Raw genomic sequence first — 22811 nt, forward strand, 5'->3', positions numbered from 1 at the left:
AATGGTTTTAACATTATGGCTATTACCGTTCTCAGCGAGTTCTTTCTGGATACATCTTGAACCATCTCGCCCCTTACTGTTGTCAAAAGCATCTTTAACCTTTGCATCAAACTCTTGGCGAGTTGCTTCGCGTTGAATACCCTTGTGGCGATGCTTAATCCAATAATAAAACCCACTTCGAGAAACCTTGAATACCTTAACCATGCGGACAACACTGAAGCACAGCAGGTGTTCAAGCATGAATTCATAGCAATCTACTTTAGATTTTTCGCGAAGTAGGTGGCGGCCTTTTTTACGATATCTAGCTCTTCTGCTTGTTCTGCTAACTGCCTTTTGAGCTTGGCTACTTCAGCGGCTAGCTCTTGCTCTCGCTGACTGGTCGTGGTGTCTTTCTTTACAGCCTTACGCCAACCGTAGATCTGAGATTCATGCAAGGAGAGCTGTCTTACTGCCGCAGCCACTCCCACTTTCTCTGCTAGCTTCAGGGCTTCGGCTTTAAATTCAGGAGAATGGATAATACGTTTCTTTTTGTTTGTCATGGTCCACCTCGTTAGTGATTGTACTCACTTAACTCGGTGTCCAAAACTGGTGGTGCGGATCAAATTTAGGGTTTACTCTTATGTAATCACATTTTAGTTTAGTACCAACAATAAAATGTTAAGATGCTCACATCAATGCTGCAGTGGTTGTAAGTGATGTTCGAAATATCTTTGATACCCCAAAATACAATAAGTTCTTTTGGTACCCCACTTGATACCCCACCAGCTTAACCATAAAAACTAAAGGTATATTTTTCAAATGGTTAACAACAATATCCAATGGTTTCCTGGCCACATGCACAAAGCGCGTAAAGAGATCGAAGAAGCCATCCCGCAGGTGGATGTGATCATCGAAGTACTGGATGCTCGTATTCCTTTCAGTAGCGAAAACCCTATGATTTCAAAAATCCGCGGTGAAAAGCCTGTTGTAAAAGTGCTAAACAAGCGCGATTTGGCTGATCCAGAGCTGACGCAACTGTGGATTGACCATCTTGAGAAAGAACAAAACGTAAAAGCAATGGCAATTACGACTTCTGAGCCTCAAGAAGTACATAAAATTATGGAGCTTTGTCGTAAGCTTGCGCCACACCGTGAAGAAGTTGGTAAAAACATTCGTACCATGATCATGGGCATCCCAAACGTGGGTAAATCGACCATCATCAACACACTGGCTGGTCGCACTATCGCAGTAACGGGTAACCAACCAGCGGTAACGCGTCGCCAACAACGCATTAATTTACAAAACGGCATTGTCCTGTCTGACACACCTGGGATTCTTTGGCCAAAAGTGGAAAACCCACATAGTGGTTTCCGTTTAGCGGCAACGGGTGCCGTAAAAGATACGGCAATGGAGTACGACGAAGTTGCGTTTTACACTGTTGAGTATCTAGCAGCGCATTACCCAGAACGTCTAAAAGAACGTTACCAAATCGAAGAGCTGCCAGAGTCTGACATTGAGATCATGGAAGAAATTGGCCGTCGTCGCGGCGCGCTACGAGCAGGTGGCCGAGTGGATCTTCATAAAGTATCTGAGATTCTACTTCACGAGCTTCGACAAGGTACACTAGGACAAATTACTCTTGAGCTTCCTGAGATGATTACTCAAGAACTGATCGAAGTCGAAATAGAAACGGCTCGCAAAGAAGAAGAGAAAGCGAAACGTAAGGAAGAACGTCGTAAACGTTACTTACGTAACAAACGCTAAGTTCTTTTTCTCACTCTATTCCTAGGCGCGATTTTCGCGCCTTTTTTTGTCCGCCACTTTTACACCCAACTAGATAACCCCGCCTCATCAACGTAACCACTTTTTGTCGTATTTACGTGTAATTTTGTACCACATTTTTTACGGCATACAAGCACAAAAAAACATGTTTATTTATTGAACACAAACTAGTTTAGACCCCCGTAACCTAAGGAGTTACAGCCACCATCCAACCCTTAAATATCGAGTTTGCAAGCGCTAGCAAAGTTATGCAACTTGATTAGTGACACTCTCCCCAAAATCTTCAATATAAATAAGGTCAGCGCTGGCGTTTTTCCAAATCACAAAGAGATTTATTATGTGTACTAAAAACGAAACTAAACCACTGCCCTCTTTTATCGAGGAACGCCTTAATTTCCATATTCAAGATTTAATTAAATCTAATGAAAATCAAAAGCACCTCGTTCTTGGCAAACGACCGTCCGAAAATGCCGTGGTAATGCAAAGCAATGATTACCTTTCCCTCTCTCACAATGAGCTCGTTCAGAAAGCGCATCGAGATGCAATTTCTGAACGAGATGACAATGTCGTGATGTCGGCAATCTTCTTACAAGATGACCAATCAAAACCCGCCTTTGAGCACCAGCTGGCGACGTTTGTCGGCATGGAAAGTTGTTTGTTGTCACAATCAGGATGGGCAGCCAATATTGGTTTACTGCAAACCATCTGCGCGCCAAACGTCCCCGTATACATCGACTTTTTCGCTCATATGTCGTTGTGGGAAGGAGCACGCACCGCTGGAGCGCAGATTCATCCTTTCATGCACAACAACATGAATCATCTGCGCAAGCAGATCCAACGCCACGGTGCGGGAATCATCGTTGTCGATTCGGTGTATAGCACGATTGGCACAATCTCCCCGTTACGTGCCATCTACGAAATGGCGAAGGAGTTTGATTGTGGCTTAGTGGTAGATGAATCTCATTCATTAGGCACACACGGACCAAAGGGGTCTGGATTATTACAAGAACTGGGACTAATACAGATGGTGGATTTCGTTACCGTAAGTTTGGCGAAAACGTTCGCCTACCGCGCTGGTGCGATTTTAGGCCCGAACAAGCTAGCACAATCGCTGCCCTTCGTGGCCTATCCTGCGATTTTTAGCTCAACGGTTTTGCCGCAAGAAGTCGTGCGTCTAGAAAAAACACTTGAGGTAATTAAAGCGGCTGACGACAAACGTGAATGTTTATTCAAGCGAGCCAAAGAACTCGCGATCGGATTAAAACGTATTGGGTTTAACATTCGCAGCGAATCGCAGATTATTGCTCTTGAGTGTGGAAGTGAGAGAAACACTGAACGAGTACGCGATTTCCTTGAAGAAAGAGACGTTTTCGGTGCGGTGTTTTGCCGACCTGCCACGGGCAGAAACAAGAACATCATTCGATTTTCTGTCAATGCCGACATGACAGCTCAACAAGTGGATCACGTCTTATCGGCTTGTCAGGAGGCATTTGACCATCCCGACTTAGAATTTGTGTAAGTTGATTCGTAGTGGACGCTGAGCCTACGCTTGGCTCCAGTGAAAGATCAGAGCTCAGTTCGATCCTGAGCTCTGTTTAAATCCAGTTAGCAATTTTATCGAAAAGGCGATTCTTATCAGCGGGTTTAACGATAAAGTCGGACATGCCGGACGAGCCTATTTTATCTAGCGTCACAGGAGAACTGTCTCCCGTATGCGCAATAATCGGCACAGACGCATACGGCTTTTCTGAGTTACGGATACGTCGCGACGCTTCTACTCCGTCCATGATTGGCATCTCAATATCCATTAAAATCAGATCGATATTTTCTTTTTCAAGAGTGTCCAATGCTTGCTGACCATCTTCCTTTTGTACCACTTCAAATCCCTGCTTCTCTAGTAACATCGCCGTAAACTTACGCAGAGACTCGTTATCATCCACAACCATGATGGTTCGCTTGATGGATTTATCTAAAGGCGCAGATGGCAGCGTTGACGAGATATAAGTGGAATCGTAAAGCAAACGTTCAATCGTAGCTTTGGTGTTTAGCAGCCACGCTTGAGTCTCTACCCAAATCGGGTCATGGCCAGCTTTTTTAGCTCGTTGTGCAGGTTTGTGTTCAAAAAGATACACCACACGCGCTTCAGTAAATGAAAGTAACGATTCGATTCTGTCTAATTGGTTTTCTAAAACATCAAGGCTTTCCACATCGACAAATATCAGGTCAAATTCAAACTCGTATTCTTTCTTTTTAAAGACGCTTTTTACATCTAAAACGGTGACATCAAATCCCATGAAGCGACTAATATCTACCATTTTTTGCACGATAATGTCTTGATTACTGACCAATAAAATCGATTTCATTTTGGTCAGCTCATCTTTAATTTCTGTTACCGTATCTGATGTGATAGGCGGAAAAGTCAACGTAAACTGTGACCACTCTCCCGGCTGGGAAATGCACTTAATATTACCGCCAAATGAACGCATGACTTTCTTACAGAACGGTAGTCCAAGGCCATAACTGCCCGATTTACCTGTGGTATAGAAGTCCTGAAAGATATGTCGAATCACATCTGACGCGATACCTGAGCCGTTGTCCGTCACTACAATTTGGTTGGCCGTGTCATTACTTTGCATACTCACATGAATATGAAACTCGTCTGAACTGCGATGATGAAATGCGTTCTTAAACAAGTTATACATGACGTACTTTAACAATGTATCGCTACCCAAAAAGTCAAACTCACTTCTTGCATCGAATGAGATCGCGAACCTGTCTGTCGAACGTTTATAACTGAAACTCTCAATGGCTTTTTCAACCACCGATTGAGCAGAATATCTTTTGAAGGAAGAGCGAGATACGCGGTTTTCATCAATCGATGTGAGCAATAAATCGATTGTCTCGTTGCCTGAATGAATAATGTTCATCGCATCTTCGCTCACTTCACGGAGCAAGGTTACATCTTCACCACTCATCACATACTGATCTTTTTCGCCCATCGCCTTTTTGTTAGGCAAGACAGACTGAATAACATCTATCGACGTACATAAGCCACTGAGTGGATTACGCATTTCATGAGCAATACCAGCGCCAAACGACTTAGCGAGCGATACTTTTGCTTCATGCTCGACCTGATTTCGGAAATAGAACATGTTGCCAAACACATAAATAAACAAAAATATCGGCACATGCGTCCAATCCATTGTGATATCGAGATGAAAGCCTTTCGCGATCCACGCAAAAAACGTCGCTAGACCAATACCAGCGAACGTCTGAGCAAACATGACCCTTGTGACATGAACCAATAAAATATGCAGGAAAATAGCCGACATGAATGACATCACCCAAACATTGGACCAATCATTCATGAGCAACATATAAAAAAAGAAGAAAGGTAAACAGGTCGTAATCGTTATTTGATAATAGACGTGCACGTACTTTCGCCAGGATGACGACAAACGGTTACGAAAAATGATGCCAAAAAACAGTGCGGAACAGAACAAACGTAGCGGCAAGTTTTCATAGGATTGCGGGAACATGAAGTCCCAAACGAAGTAGTAGAGCGGGAAGCCAATAAATCCCATCCAACCAACTAATGTTAAATTGGGCTCTGCGTACTCATATACCTTACGTATCGAATCCATACTATCTAATTTGTCTACTCCGCCTGACGTTCAAAGTTGTGACTTGCTATCTTTTTTATAATCACGTTGTTTTGTAATTATATATTACTTGCCAAATATAAGCAGCGCGAAATCCGTCAATTTATTCGCGATGCTTGTCTTTAAATTCAGTCTTTTATCTAAGTTCAGCTTGATCTCACGAATTTTTTGGTAACGAGTTCAATTGCATATTATTTTATTGTGATTCAAGTAGAATCAACTTATGCGAGGGCAACGCGAATGTTGTTCTCACTCATCTTCGTTTGATTACTCTGCCCAACTCACAAATCAAAGGTGTTCTATGGAAAGCTCTCAAATTAAAAATGTTGTTTTCGATGTCGGCAACGTACTGGTTCGTTGGTCACCACCAGAGATTGTACGCTTAACATTTGGTCATTCCGTAGATGCAGAACAAATGGCGAAAAGACTGTTCTCAAACAAGATTTGGCTAGACCTCAACAAAGGTTTGATCAGCGAAGAAGAAGCAATACACCGTTATCAACAAGAACTCGACTTAACGGCTGAAGAATGTTGCTGTTTCTTCTACTACGTAAAACAGACTCAGATTCAACTGTTCGGCAGTGTTGAGCTTTTACAAAAGGTGAAGCAAGCGGGTTACGGTGTCTACGCACTAACTGATAATGTTGTAGAAATTGTCGAACACTTAAAATCAACGTACGATTTTTGGCCACTTTTTGATGGCGCGATTGTGTCTGCCGAAGTCGCGCTTTTAAAACCTCAACCGGAAATTTATCAAGCGCTTCTCTCCCGCTACGACTTAAACCCATCAGAAACCGTTTTTCTGGATGATATGCCTTACAACGTCGAAGGGGCTAAACAGGTGGGTATGGCTGCTATTCAGTTTGAAAACGCGAGCCAATGTGAAAGTGAGTTAAAGGAAATGGGCCTGTCTTTTTAACTCGCCAGATTGTTAACTATCCCGCAAACAAAAAAGAGCAGCGTCAGTGCTGCTCTTATCGTCTCCGTTCTTTCGCTTAGAAAGTGTTATGAATAGATGACGTTTTCCTCAATGCCACTTACCAGCGCTTGCGCGTTAGACCAACGGAACACTTTTTCCATTACTTCTGTTCCGCCCGGAGCACGCCACGTACGCTCTTGGCATTCTTGTCCACCAATATGTTGATAGAACGAAATCGCTGATGTGTTTTGCGAGACAACTTCTAGATACAATCCTGAATCTTTGAAGTATTGCTGTTGCCACTCTGCAACGGCAAGCAAGAGTTGTTTGCCGATACCACGACCACGATAGCTATCATCAACATGCAGAGCGTCAATGAATGTACCGCGCTCAAAGTCATGGTTGCCGAAAACACAGACAAAGCCGAGTAACAAGCCCCCCTCTTCTGCAAGAACGATATGTTGGTTAAATGGAGGATTGGTTAAGCGAGTCTGCCAAATCAACAATTTGTCGTCGATGGCTTCGCTGTCCAGGTAAGTGTTCGTTAAAATGCCTCGGTAGTGACGTTTCCAACTGTCCGCATGCAATTGAGCAATGCGTTCATAGTCCTTATATTCCGCTAATCGTAATTCCATTACGTATTCCTATTTTCTTACATTTTTGCTTTTCCACAGAGCCTTGGCATATTCCACCTTTATAAAGCCAATTACTTGGCAGATTTCATACGCCTCAAGCCATAGCTCATTTTTTAATACTACTCATTATTAAATTAAAAGCAAAATATCCCAGTTAGAATTCCGGCTCAGCTCAACAAGAATAGTCACATTTATCTAACTTTAATTTGACTTACACGTGTTCGCTGATATTCTGGCGAACAGTTGTTAGCTCAAAGTTAGGAATACCTCCGTGAATCAAAACAAACCACCATTTATCTGGTTGAATATATTGATTTTTTCAGCCAGTTTTGTTCTAACGTTTATTGTAATGCCTTGGTACGCATATCATTATGGACTGGGCTGGGAGCACTTGATTTGGGGTATCCTTGCATTCAGTTTCACTAACCTGTCGATTACTGCGGGATATCATCGCCTTTGGAGCCATAAAACTTACGAAGCTCATCCTGTATTACGTGCAATTTTCGCGATTGGCGGCGCTTTTTCTCTCCAAAACAGTGCATTACACTGGTCTTCTGATCACCGAGTGCATCACAAACATGTCGATAACAATGACAAAGATCCCTACTCCGCCAAACGTGGCTTTTGGTATTCACATATTGGCTGGATGTTGCGCGACTACAATAAGTCTAAAGAAAATGAGTACACCAATTGCCGCGATCTAAAACGCGATAGCATTGTGATGTGGCAACACAAGTACTACGTGCCGTTAGCTTTGCTGACTAATATCGGTTTCCCTGTAGCTTTGGGTCTTATCTATGGGGATGTTTGGGGAATGCTGCTGGTTGTTGGCGCAGCTCGCCTGTTCTTGAGCCATCACACAACCTTCTTTATTAACTCTTTGGCGCATGTTTGGGGCAAGCAAACTTTTACGGACAAAAATACGGCCCGCGATAACGGTGTCTTAGCCTTCTTTACCTTTGGCGAGGGTTACCACAATTTTCACCACATCTTTGAGAATGACTACCGCAATGGTGTTTATTGGTGGCACTACGATCCAACTAAATGGCTGATCAAGTCATGTTCTTGGTTGGGGCTGACGTCCAAGCTTCGCACTACATCAACTTTCCGAATTGAAAAAGCGCGAGCAACCCAGTTGTTGAAGAAAGCGAAAGAGAAACTGGAGTCCAAACCCAATGCGCAAACAGTTCTCGATCAACTTCAGCAAGAGTTTGATGCATTGGTTCACCATATGCAGGAATACTACGAAGCACGCAAAGAGTTGCTCGGTGAAAAAACTGCGAACGTAGTGAAGAAATACGAGTGCTCTGTATCGAAATTGAAGTATCAACAACTTAAAACTGAGTTTGAGCGTCAACAACGTAGTTGGAACTTGATGATCCGTCGTTACGCATAATGCATTAAGTTGCTGAATAAGCCCCGCTTAGTCGGGGCTTTTTGTTTATTTTAGCCGTTACAAATGTGATCTAACTCGAATAATGTTTTTCGATTACTTTTAATTATTTCATCTGCATTTCATTCACCAATCTGCTTATATTTTCTTTCCATTAAAACCCAAAAAACCAGCACATAACACCTACAAAACGAAATTGAAACAAGAGAATCTGTCGGATTTAATTATTAAATTATTATTTGTTTTAGATCATGCAAGTCCCAGATTAGCCTCGTGCCACAGTTAAGAATTCTGTAAATTCCTTGTCATAAATTGAAACAGAATCTTTCTTTTTTTCATAACATCTGGAGACCCCTATGCTAGAGCTCTTAATTGGCTTGGTAGTAACCATTGCGGTGGGCTATTTCATTGTCAAAGGTTACAAGGCAGCTGGCGTACTTTTAACCGCTGGTATCAGTTTGCTTCTTATGACTGGCTTTTTGGGCCATGACGTTCTGCCATCAAGCATCACCTCAACCGGTAACATGGTGACAGACTCGCTAGAATACGTGAAATACATGCTGCAATACCGTGGCGGCGGCCTTGGTATGCAAATCATGTTGCTATGTGGTTTCGCTTCTTACATGACTCACATCGGCGCGAACAACGTTGTCGTGAAACAGTTCTCTAAACCGCTTTCTGTTATCAAGTCTCCTTATGTCCTTTTGGTAGCGGCTTACATTGTGGCGTGTTTGATGTCTCTAGCGGTGAGCTCTGCAACAGGTCTTGGCGTTCTATTGATGGCAACCCTATTCCCAATGATGGTTGCGATGGGAATCTCTCGTCCTGCGGCTGTGGCAGTGTGTGCATCTCCTGCTGCTATTATTCTTTCTCCTACTTCAGGTGACGTTGTTATTGCTGCAGAAAAGTCTGGCTTGGCGCTAGATGTGTTTGCGGTACAAACTGTTCTTCCTGTTTCGATTTGTGCAATCGTCGTAATGGCGGCAGCAGCTTTCTTCTGGAACAAATACCTAGATAAGAAAGAAAATACGCCGATGGAAAAAATCGACGTATCAGAAATTAAAGCAGATGCACCAGCGTTTTACGCAGCACTACCATTCTTACCAATCATCGGTGTGTTCCTATTTAATGGACGTACGATTCCTGGTCTTAGTCTAGATATCTACACCATCGTTGTGGGTTCTATTTTCCTTGGCGCACTTATCCATTATGTCGTGAACAAATTCGACGGCAAAAAAGCGCTTGAAGATTTAGACTCATGCTACGCAGGCATGGCCGATGCATTTAAAGGCGTTGTGATGCTATTGGTTGCCGCAGGCGTATTTGCACAAGGTCTGATGTCTATTGGTGCTATCGACAACCTACTTCACCTTGCCGATAACGCAGGTGCGGGTGGCGTTGCACTAATGCTGATCTTAACAGGTCTAACCGTTGCAGCGGCTATTGCTACTGGTTCTGGTAACGCGCCTTTCTATGCGTTTGTAGAACTTGCACCTTCTCTAGCGGCGAAAATGGGCATCAACCCAGCGTTCCTAATCATCCCTATGCTTCAAGCATCAAACCTAGGTCGTACCATCTCGCCGGTATCTGGCGTAATCGTTGCGACATCAGGTATGGCGAACATCAGCCCATTTGAAGTTGTAAAACGCACTTCAGTGCCTGTGCTTGCTGGCCTATTGACGGTAATCATCGGTACTATGGTACTTGTTCCGATGACAACTTAATCGCGGATTAAAATTCGAATATTCCACAAGGCTCGGCTTTCACGCCGGGCCTTTTTATTTTGCTCTCCTTGAGAATCCTTTCCCTTCGTTCTTATCCCAAATGGCTCTCATATTTCTTACGCAATGCGTGCCATATTTAAAAATACCCCACATTATAAGTAAGTCTAATTTGCTTAATATCTCAACTACTTATATAAAACACTGATACATTCACAAAATGGAACTCACTATGACTGCACTGATTGTCTTTATTGTTATTGTTCTGCTGGTTGTGGTTTACGCAATCAGTATTTACAACAAGCTCGTTACTCTACGAAATCGCTTTAAAAACAGCTTCGCTCAAATCGAAGTTCAACTGAAACGTCGATACGACCTAATTCCGAATTTAGTAAACACCGCTAAAGGTTACATGGATCATGAGAAGGAAACGTTTGAACGCGTGATCCAAGCTCGTAACCAAGCAATAGCAGGTTTAAAAGCCGCCAGTGATGCGCCAGATAGTGATGCTGCAATTAGCCAGCTTAGCCAAGCAGAAGGCATGTTACAAAACGCTCTCGGCAAACTGAACGTTGTGGTAGAAGCCTACCCTGAATTGAAAGCAAACGAGACGATGAGCCAACTCCAAGAAGAGCTAACCAGTACCGAAAACAAAGTCGCGTTTGCCCGCCAAGCATTTAATGATGCCGTGACCAGCTACAACACTTACAAGCAAACATTCCCACCCGTTATCTTCGCGAACACATTTGGTTTCCAAGACGGTAAGTTACTTGAGTTTGCAGACACAGAAGCAATCCAAGAAGCGCCGAAGGTTGCGTTCTAATGGACTTTTTTCATCATCAAGATACTGCGCGCCAGCGAACTGGACTTTTGGTGATGCTATTCACTTTGGCCGTTTTAGCCATCACAGGGCTAGTGAGTGTCATTTCGATTGGCATCTACTTTTATTTCACTGGCGAACCGTTCACCACTCAATCCATCATCAGTTATTGTTTGTTGAGCTTTGTGGGCGTGCTATTGGTTGTTAGCATCAGCTCATTCATTCGTCTTAGTGAGCTAAACGCCAATGGTGGACGTGGCGTTGCAGAAAGTATCGGCGGCAAGTTGATTTCGACAGACACGTCAAATGCGAAACACCGCCAGTTACTCAATGTTGTGGAAGAAATGTCCATCGCGTCGGGGATTCCAGTGCCACCAGTTTATGTGATGGCGGAAGAGCACGGCATCAACGCGTTTGCTGCAGGCATGAGCATTGATGATGCCGTCATCGGGGTAACGCAAGGAGCACTAAATGCGTTTAGCCGTGACGAACTTCAAGGTGTAATTGCCCATGAGTTCAGCCACATCTTAAATGGTGATATGCGGTTGAATACTCGTATGATTGGTGCGTTATTTGGCATTACCTGCATTGCTCATTTTGGTCATCTGATCTTGGATAACTCGAACAGCACTCGTCACGTATCACGCAGTTCTTCTGATTCAAACAAAGGCTTCGCTGTCATCATACTGATTGCGATTGTCTGCTTGGTGCTGGGTTGGTTAGGAACCTTGTTCGGCAATATGATCAAAGCAGCGATTTCGCGCCAACGCGAGTTTTTAGCTGACGCCAGTGCCGTGCAGTTCACTCGCAACGATCAAGGGATTGCGGGAGCGTTAAAGAAGATTGGCAGCAACGTTCAAGGCTCTACCTTAAACACGAAAGCCAGTGATGAAATGAGCCACATGATGTTTGGACAGAGTAAATTGTCCGGTTTCTCTAGTTTGTTCGCGACACACCCACCATTGGACGAAAGAATTCGAAGAATCGAACCCAATTGGGACGGAATCTACGCTCAACATTCTCATGCTCAAAGCACGGCGTTTGATAACGAACAAGTCAGTGGCTTTGCCGTAGGTGGCGGCTCTCCTGCTTCGCAATCTGCCTCACCATCGGAGCAATTGAGTGAGACAGGCCAACAGTTGATCAGTCAATTACCACCAGAGTTAGTTGATATCGCACGTGAACCATATAGCGCCCGATTTATCGCATTCGCCCTCATTTTTGATGGCAGCGATATTCAGCGCGAAATGATTAAGTCGTACGTTCCACTCGCATCGCAATCTACATTGCTTCCCTGGTTAGATTACGACTTACCACTTCATCTGCGTTTCCCGTTACTCGAACTCGCTCTGCCGGCACTTAAATCGCTGAGTGAAGCCCAGAAAATCAGCTTATGTAAAGTGCTACGTGAGCTCTCAGAGACGGATAATCAATACTCGCTAGCCGAATGGTGTGTCATCAACTTACTAGAAAAGCAGCTACTCGCCTCTTTTGGATTCATCAAACAACACAAGACGTTGAAGCAATTAGAGGAAAGTGTGTTTTGGCTATTGCGAGAACTGGCATGGGTCAGCCACTCTCAAGCAGACAAAGCTCAGCGCGCCTACCATTGTGCCCTCGCCCATTTAGGCTTTCCTGAAGTGAAGTTAGAACCAGCTAACAGCAATTGGCATTTAAGCCGCGCCGCATTAGAGTTGTTGCTGCAACTGAAACCCAAAGACAGACGAATGTTCGTCAAAGCTTGTCGAATCGCGATTGAATCAGATGGGGAAATTACCGTTGCGGAAGGAGAACTCTATCGCGTCATTGCTTGCTTCCTTGAAGTACCGGAACCACCACTTACCGTCTCGGGTTAGCTAAAACGTATCTTTCTAAGACTTTCGCTCTAAACGAAGGTTATTTACTTCAACTTAAGAAGAAACTTCACGCCAAATAGCGAAGTATCACCAAAACAAAAACGCCAGCGTTAATCGCTGGCGTTTTCATATTTGTCGATATCAAAGCGCTAAATTAAGCTGCTTTAAATCGCTCTGGAATTTGCGTGATGCTTTCACGATAGCTGAACCACAAGTACGTAACAGCAAGTGCAAAGAAAAGATAGGACAACGCAAACACGATTGGTGAAGTAATCAATTGCGCAGACATACCCCACATAACACCTACAACCGTAATAGTCAGTTTAGATAACATGCCGCAAATCAATAAAAACAGCGCTAACTGCGGAAAACGCGAGCTACGGAATGCAAAGAAATAACAGCTACCCACTGCCAGAGAAGCAATAGATAAACCTAACATAAATGAATGGATGTGATCTGCAGATGCTACACCAGCAGAAACAGAAGCCATGAGTAATAGGAACAATTTCATAAGTCACCTCACAACAAGTCTAAAAAAGCATCCCTTCATAAATGAAAACTCATTTTGCGCTCCATTTTGCTTATCTAGATCGCAATATCAAGCACATTTTTTATTCACTTTCGTCCTTGCTGACAACTCAGAGCGCGCACTTTACATAAAGTTAACAAGCAGAATTTTATAAAGCCTTTAAATTCGGCACTTCGGCTGCTTAGCACTTATTTTGAGCACTTTTGTTACAAAAAATTAACTCAAAAACATTTTGAAACTATTTACAGGAAATGTGAGCTAAACGTCGAGTCGTTCTGAATTCACTCAGTTGCACTTAGCTTTACAGGATTGAAAACAAAGCACATTACGTTAGATCAACATTTTTCCTATATACAAAACCATCAATTAACAATTGATTTTATATTTTCAAATTATTTTTAGATCTGTAAGTAAAAAGAGATTCCAATCACATCTTTATTGGTTATAATCCGCGCTCATTGCGTTAAACGTTGAAAAACGCAAACTAATTTTGAGAAAAAACATCTTTAAACCAACACCTCTTTGCGTTGTAGCAAGAGGTAAAACTGAGAATGAAAATGAGCAAGATTGATAAAGCTATGCGCATCCTGCTTGCAGGGTTCTGTATCAACCTTTGTCTTGGCATCCTGTATGCTTGGAGTGTATTCAACAAGGCATTGGTGACTGAATCAGGCTGGAGTGCTGCAGAAGCTTCTGCACCTTACGCAACTGCAACGATCACCTTCTCTATCTGTCTTCTTGTTGCAGGTATCCTTCAAGACCGTATGGGTCCGCGTATGATCCTTATCCTAGGTACTGTTCTTACAGGTCTAGGTATGATCGCATCTGGCTTTGTTGATTCTCCACTAATGCTGAACATTACGTTTGGTGTAATCACAGGTGCAGGTATCGGTTTTGGTTATGCATGTCTGTCACCTTCTGCGATGAAGTGGTTCCACGCTTCGAAGAAAGGTATGGTTAACGGCATTATTGCGGCAGGTTTTGGTCTAGCGGCTATCTACCTTGCGCCAGTAACGTCTGCGCTTATCGACAGCATGGGTATTCAAACCAGCTTTATGGTTCTTGGTTTTGGTATTCTAGCGATTGCGGTTCCTCTTGCAGCAACCATCAACAACCCACCAGCAGACTACACACCTGCTGAGCCGAAAGTAAAAGAAGGCCAAGCACCTAAAGCGGTGAAAAAGTCAGATGACCTGACTTGGAAAGCAATGTTGAAAACGCCACAGTTCTACTCTCTATGGATCATGTACGCGTTCGCAGCTTCTGTTGGTCTAATGATCATCGGTAACATCACGACAATCGCAAGCGTTCAAGCAAACTTGCCAAACGCGGTTTACCTAGCGTCCATTCTTGCTGTATTCAACTCTGGCGGTCGTGTTGCTGCGGGTATGCTTGCAGATAAAATCGGCGGTGTTCGTACGCTTCTACTCGCGTTCGTTCTACAAGGCGTAAACATGGTGTTGTTCGCAACGTTCGATTCTGAGTTTACTCTCATCATCGGTACAGCAATCGCAGCGGTAGGCTACGGTACGCTTCTTGCGGTGTTCCCTACTCTAACGGCTGAGTTCTACGGTCTGAAAAACTACGGTACTAACTACGGTGTGCTTTACACTGCATGGGGTATCGGTGGTGCAATCGGCGCAGCAGTTGTTGGTTTCTCGATGACAAATGGCGACGGCTACACCTTGGCTTACACTATTTCTTCAGCAATGATGGCTGTATGTATCGTACTTGCGTTCATCACTAAGCCACTGTCTGAAGCGAAAGTAGCACAGCTAAAAAACGCATAATTGCGAATTGATTTGATAGAGAAAAGGCTTAACCTATGGGTTAAGCCTTTTTTGTTATCGGTCGTTTATGGAAAGCCCAATCGAACTCGCGCCAGACTACTATCTAGAGAACTTCTTTAAGCTGACTCACCACGCAGTAACGTGGTACAGCGATTTACTGACCGAGGAAGAACACGCCTGGCTTTGTTCGTTTGATTCCTTGAACAAACACGCCCAGTGCCTTTTGGTGCGTTTATACAGCCGAAAAGGATGTTGGTTTCGAAGCGATAAACTCAATTATCAAGAAATTCCATTAATCGATGCTGCGCTGGCGGAATTAGGCGGACAAGATTTCATCTCACTATCCCCACCACTTTCTCATCAAGAGTTGGCGGCTAACTTACTGACCAAACCAGAGATCTCCGCGCTTTATCCCGAACTGCCGAAATCCCTCAAGAAAGACGCCCTTGTCGAACGTTTGGGTAATACGGAATTTGATCGCGTAGAGCAACTTGAGTTTACGATCGTCAGACTCAATTCCGCCCACATGATCGACGTGTTGCTCACTCTGTTTTTTGCCAACACCCATCAAGACTTAAGTCAGTTTGTGCTTGATGACTTAGGTCTACACCAGTTCGAGCAATATCAATTGAGTAAAGTGCGCCGCTTCTTTGATTCACGTGAGCAAATAGACCGCTTAATTGAACTGAGCCAACTGGCCAACCTGTACTGGCAATTTGACCGAAAAGACAAAGCCAATCTCGACCTTCTTATTGAGGCGATGCCTCACCCTGTTCATCATCCTTATGTGGATCGTAAACGAGAGCACATGTTGAATGACATAGCACGTGATTACGAACGGATTGATGAGCTAGAGACAGCCCTATCTCTATTTGGCCAAACTCAGCTTACGCCAAGCCGAGAACGACGCGCACGTATATATGACAAACTGAACCATGATGATTTATTTAGTGACATTGTCACAGAGATACTTCACTCACCGATCGATGTGTCTGAGCTCGAAGTCGCACAAAAACTTGAGCAGCGGCTGAAACGAAAACAAGGTGAGAAAGTGCCAAGAGTGACAAAGCCAACCTGTATGGAGTACCGAGTTGAACTGGATTTATCTCAACAGAGAGTCGAACTCGCCAGCAAAGCGCACTTTGAATCTTTAGGTTGGAGTGTATTTTACGCCGAAAATGCACTGCTGAATGCATTACTTGGACTCACTTTTTGGGATGCGATTTTCGCTCCCATTGAAGGGGCATTCATCAATGCCTATCAACACCGTCCTCTGGATTTGTACCATTCCGATTTTGTAGCAAAGCGCCAAGCACTGATTGATGAAGCTTTCGCACAGTTAGAATTGGGTAATACACAAGCGATTTTAGCGAAATACGATGAAAAGTTTGGTATCAGCAATCCGTTTGTTCAATGGAGCTTAATAGGCAAGGAGTTGCTAGAACAGTCACTCAACACCATTCCTACCCACACATTACTCGAACTATTTAAGGTTCAGTTAAGCGATCTTAAGCTTTACCGCAATGGGATGCCGGATCTGATTGCTTTTAGAGACAACGAGTTCGAGTGGATTGAAGTAAAAGGGCCCGGCGATAAACTCCAAGATAACCAATGGCGTTGGATCAAAGAGTTTTCTCGCCTTAATGTGCCATTTGCAGTGTGTTACGTCACCGCGCGAAAAGAAGATGAAATGCGGATTGACTAGCTTTTAGGCTTTGCAGAAGTCAGCGCTCTTTTCTGTTTGAGCTGGTCAATCACATAGCTTGGTGCGACTTTTTCTAGTTCCGCCAAGCATTCATCCGTTTTCGGATTATCGTAACGAATATAGATATCACAAACCGCGTACAGCTGCTCTGGCGCGCCTGAAATCAAGTAAGCCTGTTCAAAAGATTTCACAGCCTTATCGACACTGAACTCTTCTTGTAGCACACCATTCAAATACCAAAAATAACTATTGTTTTTCGCCATGTTAGCCGCTTTTTCGATTTCATTTGCGGCTTGCTCTTTGTCGTTTAAACGAACGAGCGTCAAAGATTTCGAATAATGCAGGGCGGCATTGTCTGGAAGGCGTTCAATCGCTTTATCCAATGTATCAATCGCTTCTTGCTCACGTTGCTGCGCGCGGTAATTGTCGGCTAAGTTCAGCCAAACATCTGGGTTTTCCGGCATTTTGGATAACAATGCTTGATAGATATCGTCCGCTTGTTTCCAGTTTTCATGCCAGCGATACACATCGGCTAACAGCAATTGGGTGTTGTTATCCGTGCCGCTCTTTAAACTCGCTAAAAGCTCGTCCACAGGCTTTTCTATCGCTGGTCTTTGCGCTTCTGTCAAAACAGAATAGTCACGCACTAAGTTCAGTGCTGCCGCAATACGCACGGAAGAGGATTCATCTTTAAGTAGTGGTTCCACCATGCGCCAGCGGTTTTCGATCGCGTAAGGTTGCGCGCCGACTATCGCAGCTTCGCGAATTGCCGCTTCTTTATCTTGTAAACCTCGAGCAACAGCCACCAGAGCATTCTGGTTTGGGTAATTACCCAGTTCGCGCAGCGCTTGAACACGTTGTTCGGTCGGCAACTTTTGGTCTTGAGCTTGATAAGCGAGCTTAGAAATCACTTGCTGCGGCGTTGGTTGTTGCACTTGCTCTGCCGCAGTCGGCTGAACTTGCGTTTGTTCCGTCGGCGTTTGCGCCATAACAGAATGATTAATGACCGCGCCTAACGTGACCGCCAATAACGACTTAGAAAGCATCTTCACTTTGTTCGATCGACGTTTGCGCGGTGCCAAACACGGTGTCTTTAACAGGGGGGCTTCTGTAGACAATGACATACCAATTCCTCAAAATTTTGTTTCGAATACTGGGCGTTGTTCACTCTCTTGGCGCACGACTGAATCGCTGTATTTGCCATGAGCCACCACGTTACCCGTTGCGCGTAAAATGTATGCCATCGCTTTGTCAGCATGTGCAAAGAATTTCTTCCATCCTGCACATAAATAGTTAAGTCCCGGCTCACCATCACGAGTACGAATGAAACGGTTTTTCGGGCATTCACCGTAGCATGCAAACTGATACTCACAGTCTCGACATTGCTGCGTTAACAAGCGAGATTTTGCAAAACCGAACTTCTGTTGCTCTTTGCTGTAGGCCAGTTCATCCAGCTTGTCATGATGAATATTGCCAATTTTATACTCCGGATAAACGTAATGATCGCACGCAAACACATCGCCATTTGGCTCCATCGCTAACCCCTTACCGCACACCTCACCCAGCGTACAAAGTGGATTAGCGCGCCCCATCCAAGCCTCTACACTGGCTTCAAAATATTGCACAAACACTTTGCCGATATCGTTCTTAATCCATTCATCAAAAACCGCAATCAGGAAGTTACCCCAAGCTTCATCAGCAACACACCAAGGTTCCATGACAGAATCTTTGTGACCCGGAATCAAACGCTTGTCTCCTTGTTTAAGCTGTTCTTGCGGTTGCCATTTTTGAGGCGCAGTGGTGCGGAACGTTTTCTGTTCAACAATAGGAATAAACTGCATTTGTGGCGAGCGGACCTCATCTCGCAGAAAACGGTATACTTCTAGCGGATTTCGGCTCGTCAGGTTGTTCACACAGGTAAGCGTGGCAAAGTTCACCTGATGTTTATGCAGCAACTCCACCGCATTCATGACTTGTTTGAATGTACCCCGACCGGCTCGGTTGGTTCGATACGCGTTGTGCAGCATTTCAGGGCCATCAATACTCAAGCCCACCAAGAAATGGTTCTCGCTTAAAAATTCGCACCATTCGTCATTCAATAACGTGCCGTTTGTTTGCAGATCGTTAGAGATCTTCACGCCTGCGGGTTGGTACTTCGCTTGAAACTCGACAATTTTCTTGAAGTAATCCAAGCCCAACATCGTTGGCTCACCGCCCTGCCAAGAGAAGACGATCTCAGGTGTGTTTTGCCCTTCAATATACTGTTTGATGTAAGCCTCCAACGTGGCTTCATCCATCATTGGTGAACATCCTTTTTTATACTCAAGTAAGTCCTGTTTGCTGAGGTAGTAGCAGTAAGTACAGTCAATGTTACAGGCAGCACCAATGGGCTTTGCCATAACATGTAAACGCTTAGACGCTTTGCCGTTGAACTGAGGACTTTGAGTAATTTGCATGAGTCACCTTTGCTGTTGCGAATTTGAAGGCGTGATCCGGATATTTGCCCGCGATTCACCTTGATGACCCAATCATAAATTTCATTAATACCGCAGGCTTGTTATACCGCTTATAACCTATTTTCATGGCGCTTGTTGTTACTCTACTTTGGGCAGTTTGAGATAACCCGTATGCGGCGTTTTAGAAGCATTACGCTATTCATTTCGTGCACAACCAAGGAATGCGACTACGCTTGCTTATGATGAAGGCGAATTTTCAACGCTAACGCGTGGGCGAGAAAATGAAATGAGTACAACGTGTAAGTAGTCGTTTAAGGTTATCCGCCCTCATTGCCCTTTTTAGGGATCACAACCTAGTGAAATCAATCGAGGTAAATAATGAACAAAATCCATCTCTGTACTCTTGCCGTCTTAACTAGCTTATCTTTTTCCAGCCTCGCGAAAGATTGCGATGCCAACTTGCTCCCTTCTTGGAAAGACAGCGACAGCAAAACCGCCATTGTGAATTTTGTCGATCAATCTACCGACAGTTCAAAGGCAACATTTATTCCCGTTTCTGACCGCATTGCCGTGTTCGACAACGACGGTACACTTTGGTCAGAAAAGCCGATTTATTTCCAAATTGCGTTCGCGTTAGATCAAATCAAAGCCCTTGCGAAAACGCATCCAGAATGGAAAACGCAGGAACCTTTTAAATCCGTCATTGAAAACGACTTAGAGAAAGTCTTTGCTGGCGGCAAAGAATCGTTACTCCAAATCATGAAAGTCACCCACAGCGGCATGACCGTTGAAGAATACCAACAATCCGTTGAGCAATGGCTTGCGGTGGCGAAAGACAAGCGCTTCGGTAAAGCCTACAACGACCTCACCTTTAAGCCGATGCGCGAAATGCTTACTTACCTGCAAGAGAACAACTTCAAAACCTACATTGTTTCAGGTGGTGGCGTGGACTTTATGCGCGTGTGGGCGTCAGAGGCTTACAACATTCCTGAAGAACAAATCATCGGCAGTGCGTTGAAATACGAATACAGCTTTAATGATGGTCAGCCTAAAGTGATGAAGTTGGGCGAACTGTTAACGCTCGATGATAAAGAAGTGAAAGTCGAAAACATCCAGTACATTATTGGTAAGAAACCAGTGCTCGCCGTTGGTAACTCGGACGGAGACCAAGCGATGATGCAGTGGGCGACAAGCCAACCAAATTCTATGGCGATGATTGTGCATCACACTGACGAAGCGCGCGAGTGGAAATACGACCGTCAATCGGACGTTGGCCGCTTAGATAAAGCGTTAGACGAAGCCAATGCGCGTGACAACTGGCAGCTTATCGACATGAAAAACGATTGGTGCGCTGTTTATTAAACAGGAGTGCTGTTCGAAGCCCAATCAATTTACGAACCAAGACCGAAAAATTCCCCACGCTTTGGGGAATTTTTCTATTTGCATGCCAAATTCTTGTATTTCTTCACGATCACTTCACGCTTCATCACACAAAATGCGCTTCTACTCACTAAGTTGATTTGAAGAGGCAAAATTAGAATGAACAAAACACTTCTTGCGTTACTTGTTACCTGCTCAGTTTCGGTATCTGCGGCTCCTTATGTAGGTCTGGAATATGGATTAGGCACCACTGACCATGATTTGGAACCTCACTTTTCAGCTGACAACGTAACACTCAACCCTGAACTTGAAGATGGTATTTTCTCAGGCTTTGTCGGTTACGCATTTAATGACAACTGGGCATTGGAACTGGGTTACAGCCAGTTTGACCTTGATGATAGTCGTTCAAAAAACCTAGGTATCAAGCCAATCGATGGCAAAGATTACCATCATGAAATGGATTGGGATGCGTCAATCAAAGCCAAACAAGTGTCGTTGGCTCCAGTGTTTAGTTACGCATTAAGTGATAAATGGACAACCAAATTCAAAGCGGGTCTAACTTACACACAATACGACACCAAGGTTTCTAAACATCAAGAATACGAGCTTGTCGCGAACGACGATGTGGAAATGACCAACACGCTTTTCCATAGCGCGGAGAAAAATAACGAGTTCGGCGCAATGTTCTCTGTGGGGGCGGCATACCAAGTGTTCCCAAAGCTCACCATTGGCGCAAACGCAAAATACCAACTAGACAGCTACGCAAACACAGCATCCTTTAACGTAGGCACAACTTACTACTTTTAATTTAAGGAAACGATAATGAAAAAAATGATCTTGGCATCCATGGTTGCCCTACTTTCAAGCTCGGCTTTCGCCGCTTTTAATGGCCCAGAAATAAGCGTAATCAACACAGTGAAAGATGCGCAAAACGCAACCGAAGACAGCGCCGTAATGCTCACTGGGCACATCATTCAATCACTAGGTAACGAGACTTACTTGTTCAAAGACAGCACTGGCGAAATCGAAGTAGAGATCGACAACGAAGAATGGATGGGCTTAGACGTGACACCAAACGACAAAGTGGCAATTCGTGGCGAAATCGATTCAGAATGGACCACCATGCAAATCGACGTAGATACCATCCAAAAGCTATAAACGAGTCCTAACAACGAAAGTCCTCTAGCCAAGGAGCTATTCGTTGAAACAGTAAAAAATTGTGATAAAACAAAGCCACCCATCGGTGGCTTTGTTTTTGCTCATCTCATAAGGTTAGACTTAGTGCGTCACGCACGGGCAATCTTTAGGTAGCACCAACTTCAAACTCTTTGGCTGCACTTCAAATCGAATTTTACGGGAGTGATACGGTTCGCCATCCAAGTTAAGTGGTAGAGGATTCGGAAAATCGATCTCCAACCAACTGGCTCGGGTGTGTTTCACAAACTCGCCTTTCTCGGATGGGTTGTTAATCTCTTCAATGACTTTGGGCAATTCATGCGGTAAAAACGGACGAACCAGCGTTAAGTCCATCAAACCATCATCAATCATCGCATGGGGAGCGAGCTGTTGACCGCCACCAGCTAAGCGGCTGTTGCAAAATGCCCCTAACAACATTTCGCCATCGTAGCGGCCCCCTTCAATAATGATGCTGCCATCATAAGGTTTGAAGCCGAGCGCCTTCACAACGCCAGTCAGTGTGTAAGCACCACCACCGAGAAAGTTTTTTAACTCAACTGGCGTTTCTGCCGTCACTTCTGCGCCAAAGCCTGCCGCCGCAACATTGATAAAGCAACGATCGTTCGCCTTAACGCAATCAACAGACAGCGCTTGCCCCTCCACTGCTAACGTTAATGCATCAGCAATCGAATCTGGAATATGATTCGCGGTCGCAAAATCATTGGCCGTACCAAGCGGAATAATGGCAAGTTCAGGGCGACTTTCATGATCAATGTGGATAAGTGCCGAAGCAGCCTCATTGACAGTGCCATCGCCACCCGCAACAACAATACGCTCAATACCATCCGTTACCGCTTCTTTCACGAGACGCGGCATATCTTGCGATTCCCAAGTGACGCGAACTTGCACATCTACGCCCCTGTCTCTCATTTTCATGATGGCGTCTCTTAGCTCAGGATTACCGGCTTTTTTGCCGTTTAGAATCGCTCGTATTGTCTTCATATGGAC

General features: G+C 44.3%; 18 protein-coding genes and 1 pseudogene. 12 read left to right on the forward strand and 7 right to left on the reverse strand.

The features are described from left to right. Positions 1 to 539: pseudogene (locus tag ACF8EG_RS02505) on the reverse strand (transposase); the annotation flags it as partial. 259 nt (positions 540 to 798) lie between these two features. On the opposite strand from ACF8EG_RS02505, the gene ylqF reads away from it, so the two are divergent. Next, on the forward strand, positions 799 to 1743 hold the full coding sequence (gene ylqF, locus ACF8EG_RS02510; protein WP_017448150.1) for a ribosome biogenesis GTPase YlqF: 945 nt from the start codon (positions 799 to 801) through the stop codon (positions 1741 to 1743). A 355-nt stretch (positions 1744 to 2098) separates the two neighbouring features. Next, positions 2099 to 3280 carry an alpha-hydroxyketone-type quorum-sensing autoinducer synthase gene (cqsA, locus tag ACF8EG_RS02515; protein ID WP_069506028.1) on the forward strand — a complete coding sequence of 394 codons (1182 nt, stop codon included), beginning with the start codon at positions 2099 to 2101 and terminating at the stop codon, positions 3278 to 3280. Positions 3281 to 3356: 76 nt separating this feature from the next. Here the strand turns inward: cqsA and ACF8EG_RS02520 are convergent, their stop codons facing one another. Continuing rightward, complete coding sequence (locus tag ACF8EG_RS02520) at positions 3357 to 5405, reverse strand: response regulator (RefSeq protein ID WP_069506031.1); 2049 nt, start codon at positions 5403 to 5405, stop codon at positions 3357 to 3359. Between the two features lie 319 nt (positions 5406 to 5724). Between ACF8EG_RS02520 and ACF8EG_RS02525 the strand changes: the two genes are divergently transcribed. Then, entirely contained in the window at positions 5725 to 6342 is a 618-nt protein-coding gene (locus tag ACF8EG_RS02525) for an HAD family phosphatase (RefSeq protein ID WP_025632561.1), read from the forward strand. An 86-nt stretch (positions 6343 to 6428) separates the two neighbouring features. Here the strand turns inward: ACF8EG_RS02525 and ACF8EG_RS02530 are convergent, their stop codons facing one another. Further along, on the reverse strand, positions 6429 to 6977 hold the full coding sequence (locus tag ACF8EG_RS02530; RefSeq protein WP_005481267.1) for a GNAT family N-acetyltransferase: 549 nt from the start codon (positions 6975 to 6977) through the stop codon (positions 6429 to 6431). Positions 6978 to 7248: 271 nt separating this feature from the next. Between ACF8EG_RS02530 and ACF8EG_RS02535 the strand changes: the two genes are divergently transcribed. The 4 genes from ACF8EG_RS02535 (at position 7249) to ACF8EG_RS02550 (ending at position 12767) form a co-directional block, all read left to right on the forward strand. Beyond that, positions 7249 to 8373, forward strand: coding sequence for a fatty acid desaturase (locus ACF8EG_RS02535; protein ID WP_025540548.1), 1125 nt, complete (start codon positions 7249 to 7251; stop codon positions 8371 to 8373). A 353-nt stretch (positions 8374 to 8726) separates the two neighbouring features. Further along, complete coding sequence (dcuC, locus tag ACF8EG_RS02540; RefSeq protein ID WP_069506034.1) at positions 8727 to 10094, forward strand: anaerobic C4-dicarboxylate transporter DcuC; 1368 nt, start codon at positions 8727 to 8729, stop codon at positions 10092 to 10094. A 229-nt stretch (positions 10095 to 10323) separates the two neighbouring features. After that, a complete protein-coding gene (locus ACF8EG_RS02545; RefSeq protein WP_005486526.1) occupies positions 10324 to 10914 on the forward strand; it encodes a LemA family protein in 591 nt (196 codons plus the stop codon). Beyond that, positions 10914 to 12767: a M48 family metallopeptidase gene (locus ACF8EG_RS02550; RefSeq protein WP_069506037.1), complete on the forward strand. Its 1854-nt coding sequence runs from the start codon at positions 10914 to 10916 to the stop codon at positions 12765 to 12767. Before ACF8EG_RS02545 ends, ACF8EG_RS02550 begins: the two co-directional genes overlap by 1 nt. Positions 12768 to 12921: 154 nt before the next feature. On the opposite strand, the gene ACF8EG_RS02555 is transcribed toward ACF8EG_RS02550, so the two are convergent. Beyond that, entirely contained in the window at positions 12922 to 13278 is a 357-nt protein-coding gene (locus ACF8EG_RS02555) for an NADH:ubiquinone oxidoreductase (RefSeq protein WP_069506041.1), read from the reverse strand. Between the two features lie 575 nt (positions 13279 to 13853). Between ACF8EG_RS02555 and ACF8EG_RS02560 the strand changes: the two genes are divergently transcribed. Together ACF8EG_RS02560 and ACF8EG_RS02565 are read left to right on the forward strand one after the other, a co-directional pair. After that, a complete protein-coding gene (locus tag ACF8EG_RS02560; protein WP_069506044.1) occupies positions 13854 to 15086 on the forward strand; it encodes an OFA family MFS transporter in 1233 nt (410 codons plus the stop codon). A 67-nt stretch (positions 15087 to 15153) separates the two neighbouring features. Beyond that, positions 15154 to 16791, forward strand: a complete 1638-nt coding sequence (locus ACF8EG_RS02565; protein WP_069506047.1) for a VRR-NUC domain-containing protein — start codon at positions 15154 to 15156, stop codon at positions 16789 to 16791. On the opposite strand, the gene ACF8EG_RS02570 is transcribed toward ACF8EG_RS02565, so the two are convergent. Together ACF8EG_RS02570 and ACF8EG_RS02575 are read right to left on the reverse strand one after the other, a co-directional pair. Beyond that, on the reverse strand, positions 16788 to 17915 hold the full coding sequence (locus tag ACF8EG_RS02570; protein ID WP_079858917.1) for a tetratricopeptide repeat protein: 1128 nt from the start codon (positions 17913 to 17915) through the stop codon (positions 16788 to 16790). The two genes, ACF8EG_RS02565 and ACF8EG_RS02570, sit on opposite strands and share 4 nt — an antisense overlap. Positions 17916 to 17924: 9 nt before the next feature. Further along, on the reverse strand, positions 17925 to 19247 hold the full coding sequence (locus ACF8EG_RS02575; RefSeq protein ID WP_029799185.1) for an anaerobic sulfatase maturase: 1323 nt from the start codon (positions 19245 to 19247) through the stop codon (positions 17925 to 17927). A 378-nt stretch (positions 19248 to 19625) separates the two neighbouring features. Between ACF8EG_RS02575 and ACF8EG_RS02580 the strand changes: the two genes are divergently transcribed. From ACF8EG_RS02580 to ACF8EG_RS02590, 3 genes are all read left to right on the forward strand, one after another. Then, positions 19626 to 20609 (forward strand): HAD family phosphatase, encoded by a 984-nt coding sequence (locus tag ACF8EG_RS02580; RefSeq protein ID WP_031817321.1) that lies wholly within the window; start codon positions 19626 to 19628, stop codon positions 20607 to 20609. Positions 20610 to 20786: 177 nt separating this feature from the next. Then, positions 20787 to 21434, forward strand: coding sequence for an AcfA family outer membrane beta-barrel protein (locus ACF8EG_RS02585; protein ID WP_069506050.1), 648 nt, complete (start codon positions 20787 to 20789; stop codon positions 21432 to 21434). 15 nt (positions 21435 to 21449) lie between these two features. Continuing rightward, positions 21450 to 21785 carry a YgiW/YdeI family stress tolerance OB fold protein gene (locus ACF8EG_RS02590; protein ID WP_031817320.1) on the forward strand — a complete coding sequence of 112 codons (336 nt, stop codon included), beginning with the start codon at positions 21450 to 21452 and terminating at the stop codon, positions 21783 to 21785. 120 nt (positions 21786 to 21905) lie between these two features. Here the strand turns inward: ACF8EG_RS02590 and yegS are convergent, their stop codons facing one another. Next, a complete protein-coding gene (yegS, locus tag ACF8EG_RS02595) occupies positions 21906 to 22805 on the reverse strand; it encodes a lipid kinase YegS (RefSeq protein ID WP_005454287.1) in 900 nt (299 codons plus the stop codon). Between the last annotated feature and the right edge of the window lie 6 nt (positions 22806 to 22811).

Origin of the sequence: Vibrio sp. YQ_11, from assembly GCF_043103065.1 — a bacterium.
GTDB classification, from domain to species: Bacteria; Pseudomonadota; Gammaproteobacteria; order Enterobacterales; family Vibrionaceae; genus Vibrio; species Vibrio parahaemolyticus.

Bases quoted from the DNA above. Each gene is read 5' to 3' on its own strand.
- cqsA (WP_069506028.1), top strand. From the start codon at position 2,099: ATGTGTACTAAAAACGAAACTAAACCACTGCCCTCTTTTATCGAGGAA.
- ylqF (WP_017448150.1), top strand. From the start codon at position 799: ATGGTTAACAACAATATCCAATGGTTTCCTGGCCACATGCACAAAGCG.
- ACF8EG_RS02560 (WP_069506044.1), top strand. From the start codon at position 13,854: ATGAGCAAGATTGATAAAGCTATGCGCATCCTGCTTGCAGGGTTCTGT.
- ACF8EG_RS02575 (WP_029799185.1), bottom strand. From the start codon at position 19,247: ATGCAAATTACTCAAAGTCCTCAGTTCAACGGCAAAGCGTCTAAGCGT.
- dcuC (WP_069506034.1), top strand. From the start codon at position 8,727: ATGCTAGAGCTCTTAATTGGCTTGGTAGTAACCATTGCGGTGGGCTAT.
- ACF8EG_RS02555 (WP_069506041.1), bottom strand. From the start codon at position 13,278: ATGAAATTGTTCCTATTACTCATGGCTTCTGTTTCTGCTGGTGTAGCA.
- ACF8EG_RS02565 (WP_069506047.1), top strand. From the start codon at position 15,154: ATGGAAAGCCCAATCGAACTCGCGCCAGACTACTATCTAGAGAACTTC.
- ACF8EG_RS02520 (WP_069506031.1), bottom strand. From the start codon at position 5,405: ATGGATTCGATACGTAAGGTATATGAGTACGCAGAGCCCAATTTAACA.
- ACF8EG_RS02545 (WP_005486526.1), top strand. From the start codon at position 10,324: ATGACTGCACTGATTGTCTTTATTGTTATTGTTCTGCTGGTTGTGGTT.
- yegS (WP_005454287.1), bottom strand. From the start codon at position 22,805: ATGAAGACAATACGAGCGATTCTAAACGGCAAAAAAGCCGGTAATCCT.
- ACF8EG_RS02580 (WP_031817321.1), top strand. From the start codon at position 19,626: ATGAACAAAATCCATCTCTGTACTCTTGCCGTCTTAACTAGCTTATCT.
- ACF8EG_RS02550 (WP_069506037.1), top strand. From the start codon at position 10,914: ATGGACTTTTTTCATCATCAAGATACTGCGCGCCAGCGAACTGGACTT.
- ACF8EG_RS02570 (WP_079858917.1), bottom strand. From the start codon at position 17,915: ATGTCATTGTCTACAGAAGCCCCCCTGTTAAAGACACCGTGTTTGGCA.
- ACF8EG_RS02530 (WP_005481267.1), bottom strand. From the start codon at position 6,977: ATGGAATTACGATTAGCGGAATATAAGGACTATGAACGCATTGCTCAA.
- ACF8EG_RS02585 (WP_069506050.1), top strand. From the start codon at position 20,787: ATGAACAAAACACTTCTTGCGTTACTTGTTACCTGCTCAGTTTCGGTA.
- ACF8EG_RS02590 (WP_031817320.1), top strand. From the start codon at position 21,450: ATGAAAAAAATGATCTTGGCATCCATGGTTGCCCTACTTTCAAGCTCG.
- ACF8EG_RS02525 (WP_025632561.1), top strand. From the start codon at position 5,725: ATGGAAAGCTCTCAAATTAAAAATGTTGTTTTCGATGTCGGCAACGTA.